This is a genomic window from Clostridium lamae (genome assembly GCF_033043255.1).
GTDB classification, from domain to species: Bacteria; Bacillota; Clostridia; order Clostridiales; family Clostridiaceae; genus Clostridium; species Clostridium lamae.
In genome coordinates, this window is sequence record NZ_JASCQJ010000003.1 from 155,869 (window position 1) to 171,321 (window position 15,453).

The following is a 15,453-nucleotide window of genomic DNA, read 5'->3' on the forward strand; positions in this document are numbered from 1 at the left end:
TTATAAAGAATTAAAAGACTATCATTTCCAATCCAAGTCCTAATAATATTAATCCGCCTATTATATCTGCATATTTACATATAAAATCTACTCTTCTTGCATACCTACATAGGAAGAATCCTGTTGTACATAAAAATAACGTTATTAAACCAACTAATATTGAGTCAATAAATGTTAAGATTGGATTTACTTGATAAAAAGCTGTGAATCCTACTACTAAAGCATCAATACTAACTGACATTCCTAAAATTATATGCATGGATTTACTAATTAACAGTGAATCATCCTTATCACTATTATTAAATGCTGATATTATCATAATTAGCCCTATTAGGGCGATTATAATTCCTCCTATCATACTTGGTATGGAAACTACATATGTATCAAAAAATCTACCAGTTACCCCCCCAAGAAACAAAAATAAGAATTGAAAAAAAGAAAAAGATAATATAAATCTTATTTTATTTCTTTTAACTAAATAGGGATTTATACCCAAACTAATTGTAAGACCTAAAGCATCCATGGACATCGCTATCCCTATTAATATTACATCTTTTAATTCCATTTTATTGTAACGCCTCCAAAATATTTAATTATTTCCTATACATATTTATAAAGTATAGTATTTATGTAATTTTTTTTATAAATTAGTACTTTCATTAAAAGCAAATTTATTGTATATTATTAAATAGAGTATGTTATATTTTAAATTGTATATCACATTACGTATTTTTTTATAAAGGGGAGTAACTTAATGGCAAATTGTATAGTAGCACAATCTGGTGGTCCAACATCTGTAATTAACTCTAGCGTAGTAGGTTTACTACATGCTAATAAAGATATTAAGGCCTTTAATAAAGTATATGCAGGTTTAAATGGGATAGAAGGTATTTTAAATGGGAACATTATAGACTTATCTTCTTTTTCTGACAATGATATTAATACATTTAGATACACACCATCCTCAGGACTAGGTTCTTGTAGATATAAGATGAAAAATTTAGAAGAATCTACTGAAGAATATGATAAACTTTTAGATATTTTAAAATCAAATGACATAAAAGCATTTTTCTATGTTGGTGGAAATGACTCCATGGATACTATTGCAAAGCTTGGAAAATATGCTAAAGAAAACAATATTGATATTAAATTTATAGGAATTCCAAAGACAATAGATAATGATTTAATGTATACAGATCATACACCTGGCTTTGGTAGTGCTGCAAAGTTCATAGCAACTACAGCTCTTGAAACATATTTGGATTCTTCAGTTTACATAAATAACGGTATTTTTATATTAGAGACTATGGGCAGAGATACTGGATGGTTAGCAGCATCTGCTTGCGTTGCTAGAATTAACGAACAACCAGTAGCAGATTTTATATATTTACCTGAAGTTGCATTTAGTATAGAAGATTTTCTTTTAGATGTAAGAAAGAAATTTCAAGAAAATAATAAAGTTTTTATAGTAGTATCTGAAGGCCTTAGAAATTCTGAAGGCAAATTTATTACAGAAGTTAAGGGGCAAGCCCATGATAAATTTGGTCATGCTCAGTTAGGGGGAGTTGGATCTTTCCTTAAGAACTTAATAATTAGTTCTGGAATAACAAACAGAGTTAAATCTTTAGAGCTTGGTGTATTACAAAGATGTGCAATTCACTGTGCTTCAGACACAGATTTACAAGAAGCCTTTGATGTAGGATATTCAGCGTTAAAATTTGCTTTAGAAGGCCATAGTGGATATATGGTTGCTATTAATAGAGATTCAAATTCACCATATAAAACATCTCATGCATTAGTGGAAGCTTGCAAAATAGCAAATAACGTTAAATATTTTCCTAAGGAATTAATAAATGAGAAAGGAAATCATATTAAGGAAGAAGCATTAGAATACTTCTTACCACTTATTTCAGGTTCTCCATCCTTAGTAATAGAAAATAACTTACCAAAATTTAAAACTATAGAAAAATAAATAAAACCAACTGTCTTAACAGCTATAAATTAATAATGTAGAATTATTGATGTAATTTGTTCTAAATTACTAAAAATATATTAATTATTAAAAACTCCGTAAGGAGTTTTTTTCCTTAATTCTACATTTTTCACTTTTCATTTTACATTCTAAACCATTCCTTCATTTTTTCATTCTTTCATTTTTCTATATTTGCTTAGATAACCCCCATAGAGTATAATAAAGTTGTTAATTTTGAAATTATGTAAATAAGTAAGTTTATATATTACCTTATTTTAGTATAGGAGGAAAAATGGTAGTTTTAAGTTGTAAAGATATATCGAAAAGTTATGGAATCCAAGAAGTATTAAAAAAAGTTACTTTTTCTATAAATGAGGGTGATAAAGTTGGTATCATCGGTGGTAATGGTGAAGGTAAATCTACCCTATTCAAAATTATATCCAAGGAAATTACTCAAGATGATGGAGAAATTTTTATTGATAAAAATAAAACTATAGGTTATTTATCTCAACATGTGGACTTAGATTTAGATAATAATATATATTCCGAAATGAACTTAGTTTTTAAAGATCTATTAGATATTGAAAATAGGCTTCATACTTTGGAATTGAAGATGGCAGAACCATATGATGAAAGTAATGCTAGTTATCATGAAAAAGTAATTAAAGATTATACCACACTTCAAGATCTTTATTCTCATAAAGGTGGATATACATATAAGGGAGAGATATCTAGAGTATTAAAAGGCCTTGGTTTCTTAGAAGAAGATTTTAATAAAACTATACATACATTAAGTGGTGGCCAAAAAACTAGAGTTTCACTTTGTAAGCTATTATTAAAAAATCCCGATATTCTTCTATTAGACGAACCTACTAACCATTTAGATTTAGAAGCTATTGAATGGCTTGAAGAGTATTTAAAGAACTATAAAGGAACTGTTTTAGTAATTTCCCATGATAGATTTTTCTTAGATTCTGTAACTAACAATACTTTCGAAGTAATCAACGGTCATGTTAATTGCTACAATGTTGCTTATACTAAATTCTTTGAACTAAGGAAAAAAAATTATGAAAATCAATTAAAAGCTTATAATTTGCAACAAGCTGAAATAAAAAGACAAGAAGCTATAATAGAAAAGTTTAGAAGCTTTAATAGAGAAAAAAGTATAAGAGCTGCTGAAAGTAGAGAAAAGGCTCTAGAAAAAATGGAAAAAATAGATGCTCCTGATAGAGAAAAAGAGGCTTCTAAGATTAATTTTGAAACTTCAGTAAAGAGCGGACATGATGTTCTTCATATTGAAAATTTATCTAAAAGCTACGGTGATAATAAATTATTTACTAATCTTAACTTTGACCTAAAGAGAGGTGAGAAAGTTGCATTAATTGGTGAAAATGGCCGTGGTAAGACTACTTTACTAAAAATAATATTAAATAGTATAGAAGCTGATTCTGGTAAAACAATTTTAGGAACAAATGTGAATGTTGGATATTATGATCAAGAACAATCAGACCTAAATCTAGATAAAACTATAATAGATGAAGTTTGGGATGAATTCCCTACATTAACTACATCTAAATTAAGAGGTGTACTTGCTTCATTTCTTTTTACTGGTGACGATGTTTTCAAAGTAATTAATACATTAAGCGGTGGAGAAAAATGCAGAATAAATTTATTAAAACTAATGCTTTCTAGATCAAATTTACTTTTACTTGATGAACCTACAAACCATTTAGACATAATGTCTAGAGAAGCCTTAGAAGATGCATTATTAACTTATGATGGTACTCTAATGGTTATATCCCATGATAGATATTTCTTAAATAAAGTTATAAATAGAATACTTGAACTTAATGAGGATGGTGTTAAAGAATTCTTAGGTAACTATAGCTATTATCAAGAAAAGAAAATAAATCCAAATAGATTTGAAATGCTTGAAGAATTAGCCAATGGCAAAACTAAAACTCAGCTAAAGGAAGAGAAAAAGAAAAAGAAAGAACAAGAGAAAGAAGAAAAAGCTTTAAAGCTTAGAATCAAAAAAATTGAAGAAGATATTTCTCAAAGTGAAGATACATTAGTTTCTCTTCAAGAACAACTTTGTCTTGAAGAAGTGTACTCTAATCCAATAGAAAGCGAAAGAGTTAGTAAGGAAATTAAAAGTTTAGAAGAAAAACTTTCTTCTTTATATGAAGAATGGGAAAGCTTAGCATAGCTTCCCCATTTTTTATGTTCTGGCGACTTGGAACCCAAGATGTCGCAAAGAATATAATATCTATCTCCTTCTTATCTTTTTCCAGTAGTTCCAAATCCTCCTCTATCAATGTTCCCGAAGGCCTCTACTTCTTCAAACTCTATCTCAGGCATAACCTCCATTATTCTAAATTGACCTATTTTATCACCTCTTCTAATCCATGTTCCTTGAGCTTCTTCATCCATACCCTTTAAGCAAAATACAGGCATATGCCATTGATCATTATCTCCTATGTAAGTATCATCTACTACTCCTAATGAATTTGTTTGGATTATACCCCAAGTCTTAAATGTTGAACTTCTAGGTGCTAGATGTCCTTCCCATCCCCTTGGCAGTTCTAAAGCAAACCCTAGCGGTATCATAGCTCTTTCCCCCTGCTGTACAAAAATATCTGCATTTGCATAAACATCAATCCAATTTCCCTTGGAAATCTTTTTTAATTTTGTAGCACCTTCGAAATATTTTATTCTAATTTTCATATGTACCTTCCCTTCTACTGCTATTAAAGTTATAATCACTAATACTATTTTAAATTACTTCCAAATAAAAATAAAGCTTACAGCTGTTTATTAATTAAAAGCTATGAGCTTTATTTTTAAATTATATTATAATTTAAAAAATTATCTTTTATAATATCCAGGTTTTATTTTATTTACTACTAAGACATTTGCATTTTTATTATTTGAGTCTATTGTTACTTCGTTCCAATTATAATACACTGGTTTTTCAAAAAATCTTCTATCTACAATTGCAATTATTCTATAGCATCCGTTAGGTAAATTGTTGAATTCTACCTTTCCTGATGCATCTGTAAATTTTGAATCATATAGCTTTGGAGAAACTCCATTTAATAAATATAAGTTAATTCTAGCTCCTTTAAGTTCTACACCCTCTTTATTACCAAGCCTTGAAAATACATTTATAGAACCCTTTTCTTCTGAACCTTTATTTTCTTCATATCTAATATGCATAGGTCTTAAATTAGTATCATCTCTATCTACTACTTCGTTTTGATTTGCATATTTTTTTTCTAGGCTGCTTTCTATTTCTGCATAAATACTATTATAATCTCTTGAAAATTTCTCTTCTTTCCAAGGATTTTCACTATTAATAGTGCTGCCTACACCTGGTTCCTCTAGATCAATTTTTACTGTGCCACTACTTATTGTTTCTTCATCATTTTCTTTAATACAATTATTTATTATTTCTTCATTGTTATTTTTGACAATATTATTAATTTTGTCTTCCATTTCAGTAAAATCACTTTCTATAACATTTTCACCTTCAGTATAATTTATGTTATTATTACTTTCTAAAGTGTTACTGTCACCTAAAGTTTCACCTATATTGATTAATAGGTCAATATTGCCATTTTCATCTACTGTAAATTGTTTATTTTGATCTACTGTAAATTTCTTATTTTCATCACTATGATATTGGTCATCTATTACGATTTTCATTTCACCCTCCAAAATGCAGTATAGTTACATAATACGATTTCAACTTCTACTTGGTGATTATTTTATATAAATTTATTTAAAAATTATTGTAATAAAAAAGAAGTGCTTTATAACACTTCTTTTACCCTATAATCATATTACAAATTTCTTCAAATTCCACAGGTTTACTAAAATAATAACCTTGTATTATGTCACACTTACTCTTTTTTAAGTATTCCAATTGTTCATTCGTTTCTACTCCCTCTGCAACTACCAATAAATTGAGATAATGCGAAAGATCTATTATACTATTTATTATATATTCACTCTTTTCTTCAATTAGAATTCCATCTATAAAACTCTTATCAATTTTCAAAACATCTATTGGTAAGGTTCTTAAATAACTTAAAGATGAATAACCAGTTCCAAAGTCATCTAAAGCTAAAGTAACTCCTAATTTTTTTAGCTTTTCTAAAGTTTTAATATTTTTTTCTGCAGACTTCATAATTATACTTTCAGTTATTTCCAGTTCAATATAACTAGCATCCAACTTGTACTTTTTTAAACTTTTTGCCATATATTCAACTATTTCGTCATCTCTAATCTGAACTTCTGATAAATTTATAGCCATCTTAAATTTTTTATCAGTCTTTAAAGAAAGTTCTTTACATTTTTTAAAGCTATCATCTATAATATATTTTCCAATAGTAATTATTAAACCAGAACTTTCAGCAATAGGTATAAACTCCTTTGGAGATACTATTCCAAGAGTTTTACTATGCCATCTTACTAATGATTCAAAGCCTATTACCTTGCCTGTATTAATATTAATTTTAGGTTGATATACGAGCTTTATTTCCTCATTATCTATTGCTATTCTTAACCCTTTTTCTATTTCAAATTCTCTATCTAAAACTTCAAGTAATTTCAAATCAAAGAACTCGTATCTATTTTTCCCATTAATTTTAGCTAAATACATTGCCATATCAGATCTTTTTAATAATACTCCAAGTTCTTTTCCATCAAAAGGATAAATACTAACTCCTATGCTAAGTGTGCAATATATTTCTCTATTATTGATAATTAATGGATTGCTAAGTTTTTTGATTATATTATCTAATATAACTTTAATTTCATTATTACCTTCAATATTACTCTTAACAATTACAAATTCATCTCCACCATACCTAGATAAGAATGAATTTTCAATTTGCATATCTAAAATTATTCTTGAAAATTCACATAAGAGCGCATCACCTGAATCATGACCATACGTATCATTTACATATTTAAAATTATCTAAGTCAATAAAAATAAAAGCTATCTTTTTATTAGAAGATTCTCTTATTAATCTACTAGCTTCTTTCATAAAATATCTTCTATTAGGAATCCCTATTACTTCATCATAAAAACTTAAATAGTTTATTTCTAGTTCTCTTTTCTTTCTATTAGTTATTTCTGATATTGCACCATGAATAAAAATACTACCATTCTTCTCTACAGTTTTCTTCCCCTTACTTTCAACCCAGAATTCCTTATTATTTTTACCTAAAATTCTGTATTCAAGAGTATAAAATTCATTTTTATCTGATTTAATGATATTATTTATATTCTTCTTATATTCTTTTAAATCTTCATTTACTATGTAGCTTTCCCAAGTTGACGTTGGGATTAATATGTCTCCTGTCCCTGATAAATTTAAATATTTCTTTATATCACTTCCTATAGACATAATATTCTCATTTATGTTCCACCAGAATACAATATCTTTAGATCCCTGTAAAGCAAGCTTAGTATTATTTTCATTAGCTTTATTAATATTCTCAATCATTCTTTTTTCGGTATTATCCGTAATAAATCCTGATAAATAAAAAATATTATCCTTAACATTACCTTTACCTTGAAAACTAAGAAATAATCTATTCCCTTTAGTATCTATAACACTATGTTCTAAAATAAAATTATCTAATATTCTTTTATTTATTATATTTTCAATAAAAACTCTTATATCTTCTCTTTCTTCTTCTAAAATATATGATATCCATTCATCAAAATTATTTATATCTCTATTTATTTTAAGTATTCCTTTAATTTTTTTAGAGATAAATAGTTTATTATTTTCACTACTCCATTCCCAAATAGCACCATCTAATGCTTCTATTGCCATTCTATATCTTCTTTTATTAGACTCTGCTAAGTTATAGAGCTTCTTATATTTTTTATTTTTATAAGCTAAATTTATTGTTAGCATCAAAATTATTAATAACATAATAATTAATATAATATTTATTCCATTAAATTTAGATGATATAATTAATACAGCCAAAGCAGGTGCAAAAAACAATAAAATATTTGTTAAATACTTTTTTTTCAACTTAATCACCAATACCTTCTTAAATGTCATATAATATAAACATTTTATCACACTCTTCCACTTATTAACATATTTTTTATTGAAATATACTAAAAAAACAGATAGAAAACTATTAATCTTCTACCTGCTTTAAAAATTATTTATTTATTATATTTGATATCTTAGTTAATAATATATTTAAAATTACTCCAACTATTGCTGATAAACTTAATCCTGAAATAGCTACTCCTTCAACTATATTAATACCTAATGGTTCTTTCATAAATAATCCTGATAATCCTATAAATAAAATTGCTCCCATTACTATTATATTCTTTATATTAAACTTAACGCCTTCATTTTTAATCGTATTAACCCCTACTATAGCTATCATTGAGAATAACATTACACTAATTCCCCCCATAACAGCTTCAGGTATAGTTCTAATAATAGCTCCAAACTTATCTATAAATCCTAACATTATTGCAAATATTGCAGTCAATCTCAAAATTGATGGATCATAGTTTTTAGTAATTGCTAATACACCTGTGTTTTCTCCATATGTTGTGTTTGCAGGACCTCCTATTAATGATGCTGCTATAGTAGCAAGTCCATCACCTAATAAAGTCCTATTTAAACCTGGATCTTCTATAAAATTTTCACCAACAACTGTTCCATTAGTAGTTATATCTCCTACATGCTCCATAAAAACAGCAAGTACTACTGGTACTATTACCATAACTGCTCCAAAATCAAACTTAGGCAATGTAAAATTTGGTATTGCTAAAACTTTAGCTTCTTGAATTACCGCAATATCTACAAGCCCTAAGACCAAACTTAAACCATATCCTATTAAAACAGCAATTATAATTGATAATTGTGATATAAGACCATTACAAAACTTTTTAATGCCTAAAGCAAGTGATAATGTTATTATTGCAATTAACATTGATATAGTAGAATTAGCTTCTCCTGCTATAAATGAATTAAGTCCAGCCATATCCAATGCTGTTGGAATAAGATTTACTCCTATTACAATTATCATAGGTCCAACAACTTGTGCAGGTAAAACCTTTCTTATATTAGAAACTCCTATTTTCTTTACTAAGAATGATACTATAACGTAAACAATACCAGCTACAAAAATTCCACCTTGTGCATATCTTAAATCCCCATATTGACTTGCAACAACCCCAATTACAGGTATAAACGCAAAAGATGAACCTAAGAATACTGGAACCTTTCCTTTAGTACAAAAATGAAATATTAGAGTTCCAATTCCTGCTGATAATAATGCAACTGATGGATCCATCCCAGTTATTATTGGTACTAAAACTGTTGCTCCAAACATTGCTATTAGATGTTGAAGTGCTAGAACACTTTTAATAAAGCTCTTTTTTACGCTACCTAAAGATTTAATTTGTTTTGATTCTACATATTCTGTCATACAATGACCTCCTTATTTTTTATAAGGAGAAACCTTAATTTCTCCCTTTTTAGTCTCTCTGGACTAACTTAAAAGGTTATTTTAAAAGGTATATACGATAACTAAAGTTATTTACTCATAGTTTTAAAGATTTTAATAAAAATAAATAAAAAACTTCTTTGGAAACCCAAAGAAGTATATAGCTATCCTATAAATTAACTTCTTTTAAGCCTCTCTGGACTAATTTAAAGAATCTCTTTTTATGGAATTATATCATTTTTATACTATAATTTCAATAAAAATTTTTATTAAAATTATATAATATATAATTTATTTAATTAAGTTTTAGAAATACTACTATTATAAAGAAATCTGGAGGTGATTAAGATTAAATCAAATAGGATATCAAAATTAATAATATTTATATTTTTGAGTTTATTACTATCATCAAACAACGTTTTAGCTACAGATATTAATGAGGATTCATCCTCAGAAAATATGAAACAAAAGGTTGTTTATCTAACCTTTGATGATGGTCCAGGAGGCGAAGTAACAAAATCCATTTTAGATACCTTAAAAAAAGAAGATGTTCCAGCTACATTTTTTGTCATAGGATCATCAATAAAAGGACAAGAAGATATCTTACTACGAATGAAGGATGAAGGACATAGCATAGGAGTTCATAGTTTTACTCATGATAGAAATAAACTCTATTGCAGTAATGAAAATTTTTTAAATGAAATGATAAAATCACAAGAGGCCATTTATGATGTCACAGGAGAAAAATATAATATTCTAAGATTTCCTTTTGGCTGTAATAATAGTACTTATAGGCTAACTCAAGCCTTAGTTGATTCTTTGCACAATAATAACTTTAAAATCTATGATTGGACTGCAGATACTGGGGATGGAGCTAACTATAACTCTTCTCCAGAAAGTATTATTAGAAAAGCCTGCAAAAATGAAGATACAGTAGTTGTTTTAATGCATTGTGCTTCTATAAATAAAACTTCTGCTAAAGCTCTACCTTCTATAATTAAATACTATAAAAATAATGGATATGTATTTAAAGCTATTGACGAAACTACTCCTGAAATTTATAAGGTTATTAAAAAATAAAAAAAGGATATAAATATCATATTCTTTGCTCCGTCGTAAACTCCAAGTCGCCATCATATGATATTTATATCCTTCTATACTGAAGGTAATAATTCATCATTTCATTCGGAATTATCGATGTTATTCATAGGATAATCGTTTTATAAATTTCTAAAAAATAAAAAAGAAAGGTATAATTTTTAATAGTAAAACTTGTACCTTTCATATTTAAAATATATTAATGGGCAAAATATTTTATTTACTAACCAGGGTCCTTGTAGCTTTCATCGCTACTACTATTGATTTATATAATATCGTGCCAAGAATGATATTCATCAGCACTGCTGGCAATACAACTAGAGATACTAAAGTAATAAAACTACTAGGTAGTCCAACAATTATACTAGCTGATCCCAAGAAGGTTAACCCACTAACTATAGTTCCAAAGCTTAGTGCTACTAATATTTTTATATTGTCGCTTACCTTACTCCCCATTACTTTAAAGATAAAATAAATTACATGAGCTGTAATTAGCTTGTCTATAATATTAGGTAGTTGTCCACCTGGAAACTTCGTAGTCATTGCAGTTATAATCCCCATAATTATGCTTGATATTAAAGTAGTTTTATAATCTTTATTAATTAATATAATAATAAATAACATAGCAATTGCAAAATCAGGTTGCATTGGTAATCCTAAAGCTGGTGTAATTTGATGTAATAAAGCTCCTAGTGCTATAAGTATTGCATTTAATATCATTTTTTTTACATTCATATTCTTATCCATAACAATTCTCCTTTTATTAAAATTTTTTTAAACTTTGTCATCGCCTATCTTTCATAACATATTTACCAGCTCCTTTATCTTTATTATTAAAATAAAAAACGCCCTATACAAAATGTATAGGACGATATTATTCGCGTTGCCACCTAAATTGCTTTAAAAAGCCTCTCTAATCAGGTACTAACATACCCTATTCCCTATATCGTGGGACATACGGATCAACTACTTTTATAAATTTCGTATCACTCCTCAAAGGCCCATTCACTATTTGCTATAGTACTGAAATCTCACCACCTTCAGCTCTCTGAAACATTACATAATAGCTACTATTCCTTATCAATGGATTCATCTTTTTTAATTTATTATTATAATATTCCTATAAAATTTATTTGTCAATAGTTTTCAGAATATTTTTTCTATTTGGTATTATAACCATAAAAATAAATAAATTTAATAATAATATTCCTTTGATTATACTTGTACCACTAATACTCCACCAAACCCCATTTAATCCTAATGCAACTATACTACTTAGAGCAATTGCAAAAGGTATTCTTAGACCTGTTAATATTATACTTACCCATGAAGGAGTTACAGTTCTGCCAAGTCCATTAAAAGCTCCTGCTGTAGTTATTTCAATACACATAAAAAGTTGTGAAAAGCCTAGAATTTTAAGGTAAACTGCTCCAGCTTCAATTGCTTCTGCCTCAGGGATAAATATTGAAAAAATACTTTTACCCCCAAATATCAATAGTATAGTAGCAAATACTCCTACACAAGACGCTACTATCATAGTTACCTTATAACCCTTTAATATTCTATCCCATCTATTTGCTCCATAATTTTGCCCAACAAATGCAGTTAAAGCTGCTGCAAATCCTTCTGCAGTCATCCATGATATCGCTTCTATTTGAGAACCTACTTTTTGCACTGCAATAGCAACTGGTCCCCATGAGGATACTATCCTTCCTATAATCATGGCAAAGAAACAAAAACAACAATTTTGAAGAGCTGTTGGTATTCCAAGTTTACATATCTTAAAAACTATTTTTTTATCTATGTACTTTTTATTTTTTATTCCCAGGCTATATCCATTTTTAATAAAAGCAATAATAAAAATTAATGTTACTAATGCCTGTGCTCCTACTGTAGCTAAAGCTGCACCCACTACACCAAGGGATGGAAATCCAAAAATACCAAAAATAAGTATTGGATCAAATACAATATTAACTATTAAGCCTACTGTATTAATAAAAAAAGGAATTCTACTGCTTCCTGAAGCATTAAAAATACCTGTGAATAATGAATTTAAGAAACTAAATATCATTCCAATAGAAACTACAATTAAATAGCTTATTGCCATATTAATAATTTCAGAATTTCCTAAATTAAAAAATCCTACTAATTGATTTCTAAATATTATTAAAATTATTGTATAAAATAAAGCTATCGATATATTTATCAACAAACTATTATAAATAAATTTATTCTTTTCCTTTATATCTTTTTTTCCTATAGCTTGAGATACTCCTATTTCTGCTCCTATCCTCGAAATATATACCAAGGCACTCCCAAACCACGTAAAAAATCCAGCAGTTCCAACCGCCGCTACTGCATTACTTCCTATTCTTCCTACCCAAATCATGTCTATCATGTTATATGCCATCTGTATAAATGAAGTTCCTAAAATAGGAAGTGACAATTTAATTAACGTACTAGCTATATTTCCTGACACTAAATCTACTGATTTTTTCATACTACACCCCCTAAAAATATCATAAAAAAACTTCAAAACAAGAAAGTTAAAGTTACAGTATAATTAGAAGATTTATATTATAGCTGTAATCTTTTTTTCAAATTAAGAAGTAATTTTGTCTTTTTATTTATTAATATATTTATTTAACATCGTTATTACATTTTCAAAATTCTCAGGTCTACTATAATAATATCCTTGCACAGTATCGCATTCTATACTTTTTAAATAATCTACTTGTTCTTTTTCCTCGACACCTTCTGCAACAACAGTAATCCCTAGTTTATGTGATAATTGAATAATTTTTTCGACTATATACTTACTTTTATCATTTTTGATCATATCAACAACAAAACTTCTATCTATCTTTAAAACATCGATAGGCAATTTTGTTAAATGGTTTAATGATGAATATCCAGTTCCGAAGTCATCTAATGCAATAGATGCTCCTAACTCCTTTATTTTCATTAAATAATCTATATTCCTATCTATAGACTTCATTATCATACTTTCGGTAATCTCGATTTCTATGTATTCAGGTGAAACTTCAAATTCTTCAATTAATTGTTTTAGGTATTCTAGCAAATCCCCTTCTCTTAACTGTATTTCTGACAGATTAACTGCAATTTTAAAATCATCATATCCTTGAGATAGCAAATACTTTATTTTCATAAATACTTCTCTTAATACAAATTTCCCTATAGGAATAATTAATCTTGTACTCTCGGCTACAGGAATAAACTCTGCAGGACCTACGAAACCAATTTCTGAACTTTCCCATCTAAGTAAAGCTTCAAAACCATCAATTTCATTATCTGTTAATCTAACCTTTGGTTGAAAAACTACAAACATTTCATTATTATCCAAGGCTGTACGAAGACCTCTTTGAATAGAATATATTCTATTTATTTCTTTTGATATATTGCTGTTAAACATCTCCCATTGGTTTTTTCCGTTGCTTTTAGCCGCATACATAGCTGCATCAGCATTTTTAAGTAATCCCTCGAATTCTTCCCCATCATCAGGAAAAACAGCAATTCCTATACTTGCAGAAGCAAAAACTTCATTATTATTTATACTATATGGGGATTTTAAAATTTCAGTAATTTTTTTTACTACTTCCTTTATATCTCGAAAATTAGAAATATGAGGGATAAATATTATGAATTCATCTCCGCCAAATCTACATAATAATTCCCTAGAATTTAAATATTTTTTTAAATCCTCCGAAAACTTTTTAAGAAACTTATCTCCACAATTATGACCATATGAATCATTTATATATTTAAAATTATCTATATCAATTATTATTAAAGCTCCTCTACTTTCTAGTAAAGTATGCTCTTTCAGTTGATTTTCAATTATACTCTTAAAATGTTTTCTATTATTTAATCCGGTCAATTCATCATATAAGCTAATATACTCTAGTTTTAATTTTGAATCCTTTTCATTAGTAATATTATGTATATAACCTTCAAACTCTAAAATATTTCCGTCCTTATCTTCTTTAGAAAACCCACTTATTTTGATCCAAACCTCTTCTTTAAAGATATTTATAATCTTTAACTCTATATCTTCAGTACTATTCTTTAATTCATAAAGAAAATTGTCTAAATAGTCCTTATGTATAAATCTTTTTACTTCATCAAAATTAAATATTATAAATTTATCTTCGTACCCAATAATCTCTTTATTGTTCCCATAAAATATAATTAAGTCTTCTTTTTTATTTGCATAAATAAAAAGGCCTTTTATAGAATTTATAAAGGAATTCTTAAATTTTAATAAGAATTCCTCTTTATCCTCACTAAAAAAATTGTTTGTTTTTCTCTTAAGGGAACCAACATCCTTGTTATAATCATTTTCCCTAATCATAATAAAAATCCTCTTTAAAGCTAATTTTGCTTTTCCTCTATTATTTCTTCGTCCTCTTTACCATTTTCCTTCTTATCATTAATCAAAGTTGCTACTAAAGCTGCTCCTGCTGCAAGTGCTACTGCTAACTTCCCAAAATTTTTTAGTTTCACTTTTATTCCTCCTAACATACTTATCTAAACTGATTAATAGTTTCGTCGTATTTATATCCAATTTTATTCATTTTTTCTATTAGTTCTTCTTTACTAATTTCCATATCATCACATAAAGAATCTAAATTAGAATAGAAGTCCCTAAGCTTCATATTTACAATACTAAATAAAATATTAGGATCCATAGATTTATATTGTTCCTTATCCATAATATTTCTCCTTTTTGCATAAATATAACTTTTATCTCAAATAAAATATAACATATATTTTTTAATAAAAAAAGTAAAATATCATAATAAAGTGGTAAAATCTGAGTATTGATAAAAACTGCTTATAAGATTCATCTTTTAAGCA

13 protein-coding genes and 1 other annotated feature are annotated in these 15,453 nt (G+C 27.5%); of the genes, 3 read left to right on the forward strand and 10 right to left on the reverse strand.

Features of this window, described 5'->3' with window-relative positions:
* Nucleotides 1-10: 10 nt before the first annotated feature.
* Nucleotides 11-565 (reverse strand): manganese efflux pump, encoded by a 555-nt coding sequence (locus QK892_RS02840; RefSeq protein WP_317272011.1) that lies wholly within the window; start codon nt 563-565, stop codon nt 11-13.
* 189 nt (nt 566-754) lie between these two features.
* On the opposite strand from QK892_RS02840, the gene QK892_RS02845 reads away from it, so the two are divergent.
* Both QK892_RS02845 and abc-f read left to right on the forward strand, forming a co-directional pair.
* Nucleotides 755-1,972, forward strand: a complete 1,218-nt coding sequence (locus tag QK892_RS02845) for a 6-phosphofructokinase (RefSeq protein ID WP_317272012.1) — start codon at nt 755-757, stop codon at nt 1,970-1,972.
* 292 nt (nt 1,973-2,264) lie between these two features.
* Nucleotides 2,265-4,181 (forward strand): ribosomal protection-like ABC-F family protein, encoded by a 1,917-nt coding sequence (gene abc-f, locus QK892_RS02850; protein ID WP_317272013.1) that lies wholly within the window; start codon nt 2,265-2,267, stop codon nt 4,179-4,181.
* A 71-nt stretch (nt 4,182-4,252) separates the two neighbouring features.
* On the opposite strand, the gene QK892_RS02855 is transcribed toward abc-f, so the two are convergent.
* The 4 genes from QK892_RS02855 to QK892_RS02870 all read right to left on the reverse strand — a co-directional run bounded on the left by QK892_RS02855 (nt 4,253) and on the right by QK892_RS02870 (nt 9,459).
* A complete protein-coding gene (locus QK892_RS02855) occupies nt 4,253-4,699 on the reverse strand; it encodes a dUTP diphosphatase (RefSeq protein WP_317272014.1) in 447 nt (148 codons plus the stop codon).
* Between the two features lie 141 nt (nt 4,700-4,840).
* Nucleotides 4,841-5,680, reverse strand: coding sequence for a SpaA isopeptide-forming pilin-related protein (locus tag QK892_RS02860; RefSeq protein WP_317272015.1), 840 nt, complete (start codon nt 5,678-5,680; stop codon nt 4,841-4,843).
* 121 nt (nt 5,681-5,801) lie between these two features.
* Nucleotides 5,802-8,042 carry a sensor domain-containing protein gene (locus tag QK892_RS02865; RefSeq protein ID WP_317272016.1) on the reverse strand — a complete coding sequence of 747 codons (2,241 nt, stop codon included), beginning with the start codon at nt 8,040-8,042 and terminating at the stop codon, nt 5,802-5,804.
* Nucleotides 8,043-8,169: 127 nt separating this feature from the next.
* Complete coding sequence (locus QK892_RS02870; protein WP_317272017.1) at nt 8,170-9,459, reverse strand: uracil-xanthine permease family protein; 1,290 nt, start codon at nt 9,457-9,459, stop codon at nt 8,170-8,172.
* 366 nt (nt 9,460-9,825) lie between these two features.
* Between QK892_RS02870 and QK892_RS02875 the strand changes: the two genes are divergently transcribed.
* Nucleotides 9,826-10,557 carry a polysaccharide deacetylase family protein gene (locus QK892_RS02875; protein WP_317272060.1) on the forward strand — a complete coding sequence of 244 codons (732 nt, stop codon included), beginning with the start codon at nt 9,826-9,828 and terminating at the stop codon, nt 10,555-10,557.
* Between the two features lie 234 nt (nt 10,558-10,791).
* Here the strand turns inward: QK892_RS02875 and QK892_RS02880 are convergent, their stop codons facing one another.
* From QK892_RS02880 to QK892_RS02900, 5 genes are all read right to left on the reverse strand, one after another.
* Nucleotides 10,792-11,322: a tryptophan transporter gene (locus QK892_RS02880; RefSeq protein WP_317272018.1), complete on the reverse strand. Its 531-nt coding sequence runs from the start codon at nt 11,320-11,322 to the stop codon at nt 10,792-10,794.
* A 114-nt stretch (nt 11,323-11,436) separates the two neighbouring features.
* Nucleotides 11,437-11,668 (reverse strand) — a binding site (T-box leader).
* 36 nt (nt 11,669-11,704) lie between these two features.
* Nucleotides 11,705-13,075 carry an MATE family efflux transporter gene (locus tag QK892_RS02885; protein WP_317272019.1) on the reverse strand — a complete coding sequence of 457 codons (1,371 nt, stop codon included), beginning with the start codon at nt 13,073-13,075 and terminating at the stop codon, nt 11,705-11,707.
* Between the two features lie 123 nt (nt 13,076-13,198).
* Nucleotides 13,199-14,947 carry a putative bifunctional diguanylate cyclase/phosphodiesterase gene (locus QK892_RS02890; protein WP_317272020.1) on the reverse strand — a complete coding sequence of 583 codons (1,749 nt, stop codon included), beginning with the start codon at nt 14,945-14,947 and terminating at the stop codon, nt 13,199-13,201.
* Between the two features lie 20 nt (nt 14,948-14,967).
* Nucleotides 14,968-15,099, reverse strand: a complete 132-nt coding sequence (locus tag QK892_RS02895) for a hypothetical protein (protein WP_317272021.1) — start codon at nt 15,097-15,099, stop codon at nt 14,968-14,970.
* A gap of 20 nt (nt 15,100-15,119) precedes the next feature.
* Complete coding sequence (locus QK892_RS02900; protein WP_317272022.1) at nt 15,120-15,308, reverse strand: DUF4250 domain-containing protein; 189 nt, start codon at nt 15,306-15,308, stop codon at nt 15,120-15,122.
* Nucleotides 15,309-15,453: the final 145 nt, after the last annotated feature.

Excerpts from the sequence above, each read along its gene's own strand:
- QK892_RS02840 (WP_317272011.1), bottom strand. The coding sequence starts at position 565 with ATGGAATTAAAAGATGTAATATTAATAGGGATAGCGATGTCCATGGAT.
- QK892_RS02845 (WP_317272012.1), top strand. The coding sequence starts at position 755 with ATGGCAAATTGTATAGTAGCACAATCTGGTGGTCCAACATCTGTAATT.
- abc-f (WP_317272013.1), top strand. The coding sequence starts at position 2,265 with ATGGTAGTTTTAAGTTGTAAAGATATATCGAAAAGTTATGGAATCCAA.
- QK892_RS02855 (WP_317272014.1), bottom strand. The coding sequence starts at position 4,699 with ATGAAAATTAGAATAAAATATTTCGAAGGTGCTACAAAATTAAAAAAG.
- QK892_RS02860 (WP_317272015.1), bottom strand. The coding sequence starts at position 5,680 with ATGAAAATCGTAATAGATGACCAATATCATAGTGATGAAAATAAGAAA.
- QK892_RS02870 (WP_317272017.1), bottom strand. The coding sequence starts at position 9,459 with ATGACAGAATATGTAGAATCAAAACAAATTAAATCTTTAGGTAGCGTA.
- QK892_RS02880 (WP_317272018.1), bottom strand. The coding sequence starts at position 11,322 with ATGGATAAGAATATGAATGTAAAAAAAATGATATTAAATGCAATACTT.
- QK892_RS02885 (WP_317272019.1), bottom strand. The coding sequence starts at position 13,075 with ATGAAAAAATCAGTAGATTTAGTGTCAGGAAATATAGCTAGTACGTTA.
- QK892_RS02890 (WP_317272020.1), bottom strand. The coding sequence starts at position 14,947 with ATGATTAGGGAAAATGATTATAACAAGGATGTTGGTTCCCTTAAGAGA.
- QK892_RS02900 (WP_317272022.1), bottom strand. The coding sequence starts at position 15,308 with ATGGATAAGGAACAATATAAATCTATGGATCCTAATATTTTATTTAGT.